This is a genomic window from Gammaproteobacteria bacterium, assembly GCA_022450155.1.
Lineage (GTDB): Bacteria > Pseudomonadota > Gammaproteobacteria > Arenicellales > UBA868 > REDSEA-S09-B13.
The window spans coordinates 1-3749 of record JAKUQR010000064.1; the positions used below are offsets into that span (position 1 = coordinate 1).

At 50.0% G+C, this 3749-nt stretch carries 5 protein-coding genes; 2 read left to right on the forward strand and 3 right to left on the reverse strand.

Annotated features, from left to right (window positions below; translation table 11 throughout):
- Positions 1-186 precede the first annotated feature (186 nt).
- Together MK323_15195 and MK323_15200 are read left to right on the forward strand one after the other, a co-directional pair.
- Entirely contained in the window at positions 187-729 is a 543-nt protein-coding gene (locus MK323_15195; GenBank protein ID MCH2483490.1) for a sulfopyruvate decarboxylase, read from the forward strand.
- On the forward strand, positions 729-1301 hold the full coding sequence (locus MK323_15200) for a thiamine pyrophosphate-dependent enzyme (GenBank protein ID MCH2483491.1): 573 nt from the start codon (positions 729-731) through the stop codon (positions 1299-1301). Before MK323_15195 ends, MK323_15200 begins: the two co-directional genes overlap by 1 nt.
- Before the next feature lie 27 nt (positions 1302-1328).
- Here the strand turns inward: MK323_15200 and MK323_15205 are convergent, their stop codons facing one another.
- The 3 genes from MK323_15205 to MK323_15215 form a co-directional block, all read right to left on the reverse strand.
- Positions 1329-1595 carry a hypothetical protein gene (locus tag MK323_15205; GenBank protein MCH2483492.1) on the reverse strand — a complete coding sequence of 89 codons (267 nt, stop codon included), beginning with the start codon at positions 1593-1595 and terminating at the stop codon, positions 1329-1331.
- 342 nt (positions 1596-1937) lie between these two features.
- Positions 1938-2531, reverse strand: a complete 594-nt coding sequence (locus MK323_15210; GenBank protein ID MCH2483493.1) for a lactate utilization protein — start codon at positions 2529-2531, stop codon at positions 1938-1940.
- A gap of 496 nt (positions 2532-3027) precedes the next feature.
- Positions 3028-3501, reverse strand: a complete 474-nt coding sequence (locus MK323_15215) for a VOC family protein (GenBank protein MCH2483494.1) — start codon at positions 3499-3501, stop codon at positions 3028-3030.
- Positions 3502-3749: the final 248 nt, after the last annotated feature.

Sequence of the window (3749 nt, forward strand, 5' to 3'; positions counted from 1 at the left end):
CCCGAAGGCGCTCCACTTGGAGCTGTTCCATCTTCTCGCGGGAGATAGTCTCGGCCGGGTCCCAGATAGCTGGCTGCACCGCGCCTCCGGAAGGCTGAATGAAGTTTCGTGGGTGCAGTATATCCATGCGAACACTGGCCGGGCAAACGTATACCTGTTTGACCGGCCAGGCACGGGCGCATACAATTGGCCCACCTGTTTGGAGGTGGCGCCGGGTTGCCCGTCTCAGTCAAAAACTCCGAGGTGCTTTATGCGGCCCTGAAGTCGGCCGGGATAACCCTGTTGTCGGCCTTGCCGGAGACCTGGCTGGTCCACGTGATGCAGATGGCCGAAGACGACCCGGATATGACCCTGATCAGGCTCAACAAAGAAGAAGAGGGCGTAGGAATCTCCACAGGCGCACACTTAGCTGGCCGGAAATCGGCCATGCTGATGCAAAACCACGGCCTACTAACCTCTGTGAACGGCATAGTCTCCGTAGCCCAGCTTTATCGCATCCCTCTACTGATGGTCATCAGCTACCGGGGGGAGATGGGCGAACGGGACCCGTGGCAGACCGAAGGAGGGCGCATCACTGAACCGCTGCTCCAATCGCTGGGCATCATCTACCGGAAGCTGTCTGATCCGGCAACTGTGGCCTACCAGGTACTGCAGGCCCAGACCCTGGCCGACAGCTCACTGCGGCCCGTGGCTCTGCTGCTAACCCGGGAACTGATGTGGGAGGAGTGATGCTGCGGGAAGAGGCGTTGCAGGCGGTATATCCGCGGCTGAAAGACCAGGTTGTTGTGACCATCATGGGGGCAGTGGCGGTGGAACTGTATAACCTGGGGCATCAGCCCAACTTCTTCTACCTGGAGCACGGCATGGGCCTCGCTTCGTCCATGGGCCTGGGTCTGGCGGTGTCATTGCCCAAGGAGAAGGTCACCGTCCTAGATGGGGACGGTTCAGTTCTGATGAACTTGGGCTCGCTCAGCACCCTCGCCCGTTATCGGCCACCAAACCTGACCCACTGGATATTTGATAACGAGAGCCTATTGTCGGTTGGCGGGTTCCCAACGGCCACTGGGGCAGGCACCGACCTGGCGGGCATTGCCGAGAAGGCTGGTGCCGAGCACGTGGCCCTCGCCGACACCGTCGAGGCTGCCGAGCGGGCTTTTGCTGAGGCCTCAGAGCGCGATGGCCTGTCAATCATCGTGTCTAAGGTCGATGCGGTGGGCCCAACATCCTTCACCATGGACATCAATCTGCTTGTGAACCGCTTCCAATTCTCAGACCATTTGAACGGTCTGAGAAGTCCATAACATCGAAACAGCTAGACAGGGAAATTGCTACTTTTCTTCGTGCAAATGGCACGCTGCCATGTGGCCAACTGCTAAGGTTTTCTGGGTTGGTTCAAACTTAGAACATTGGGCCATTGCGGACTGGCATCTGGTGTGAAATGAGCAACCGGTTGGTGGGTTAATAGCGCTGGGCACTTCGCCCGAAAGATTCAATACTCTTGTGTCTTCATCAGGATGAGATGGTAGCGAAGCTGCAAACAGCACCTGTGTGTATGGGTGCCGTGGGTCGTTACATAAATCTAGGCTTTCAGCCATTTCGACGATTTTTCCAAGATATATCACGGCGATGCGATGACTTATGTGAGCCACAGCTGCAAGGTCGTGCCCTATAAAGACGTAGCTTACTCCTAACTGTTTCTGTAGATCTTCGAGCAACGTCAGGATATGTGCTCTAATCGATAGGTCTAGGGCTGAAACTGGTTCATCTAGGATTATCAGGTTTACTTCCGTGGCTAATGCACTCGCTATTGCGATTCGCTGTCTTTGCCCTCCGCTATCTTGTAATTTCCGATTGATAGAAGCGGGTATTCGTTGAGGCGAATTTAATTAGGGACTACTCTTAGGTGAGGCCAGATTCATCAAATGCGGTACGAGTGGTCACCATCCTAAATCCTCTCTGACCAATAGGACGGTAATTCTACCGATCTGTGTCTCCTTCTCCAATATAAGGAGCTTGCCGATTGGCGCTGAGCCGATACCTTTCTCTGCTAACCATTCGTCATGTTTGTTAGTGGAATACCCGCGGACTCTCGAAATTGCATCGCTGAGAGATGGGCAAATCTTTTGCGTACCCGAGACTAATATTACGTGTTTCGCACCGAAAGCATATGCGCTAATCTGGCTGCCAGAAGAACTAGCGACTACCACTTCTCCCGTCTCTGATATCGCCTGCGCGCTACCTACGTAATATTCGGATATTGATGATAAGCGGCGAAGCTCTTGTTTATTTTGCGGATCAGATTCCGATTCAAACTCGCGATCCAAACTTCGATAGCCTGGATTATTGTGGATATATTCTGGGAAGCCAATGCTGGTTAGCGTTTCTGATGTACCGCAATACACTTCAGATCCGCTGGGAACCAAAGACACGAGAAGCCTTAATGCCTCGACCGTACTGTCTACAACCAATGCGTTTATGTTCCTTTGAGTAAGCGATTCTACTGTTTTAAGAATCGACGTCTCACTAGCCAATGGGCGGAAAAATCCTGAGCCATGATTAATCTTTGCCTAGAGATTGAAGCTTGCAATTATTCTGATTGTAGAGCTTTGGAAATTCAGGGAGACCACAAGACTATTTGGTTGAGCAAACAAAGTACTAGATATGGAACTCAGCCCATACTATTCAACCAAAATGGGTGAAATGATAGCGAGGTCGGTGTTCAAAATAGAAAATTATGGTTTTAATTCCATCCGAATAATCAATGGTACGGACGATTGGTTTAAAACGGTGGATGTATGCTTTTGGGGACCCTGGTGTCCGGTTTTCGTCTTCTAATACAGGCACCGTGGACCAATGTGATAGCTAGCCTGGGTCTACTCCAAATTCAAGTCGGAAGTGACAGTAAACGGTATGTTTAGGCTACCCCATTACAAAAAGGGAAGTTCACCTGACCGACGAGGCTTCAGTTCACATCGAAAGCGCAGGTAGACTTCCCTTTATTTTTCCTGGCGAGTTGAGTTAATTGATTTAGATCGTTAGTTGATCAGGGATCGCCTCGAGATCGCCATAAGGTTCTAACATCGCTCCGACATCACGCATAAACGTTTTGGCGTCGTCCCCATGAAGGTGTTGGTAAAAAATTTCTATTCGATTGCCATCAGGGTCGAGGCAATAAAAACTCTTGGTCAATCCATGGTCCGCTGTCATCTCGATTTTGGCACCGGTGTTTTTTACTCGCTCATGGATCTCCTTGAGCTCTTCTGGGCCACCTTCTATGGACAAAGCCGTGTGACTCAACCCGGGGCTGCCAGTCTCTACGCCTTCCGGGGCCTTTACCAAGGCTATGTCGTGGTCTAGGGTACCGAATGACAAAAATGCCATTTGTACTTCCGATGAGTAGTTCATCAATTCCATACCCAACGCTTCCGAGTACCATTTAGCTGAAGCTTCTGGGTCGCTAACGTTCAGGACCACATGAGATACGCGATTAACCTTAGCCATTATTACCCTCCACGATTGCTGTTATTAAAATTATTTTGGTAACGCCCCGGTATTCTGAATTGCAATAATATTACAATCAATTGGTTAAAGTTTCAAACTAAATTTTTATCTCATATTTCTTGATATAGCTATACTAAATACTGATTGGCTGTATTAAAAAGGTTGCATAGAATACAACTTGAAATATGAGGTGGACTCAGTTATTTGAACAACAATGGAGCTAGATTAAGAGAGTGCTCCGCTGCCAG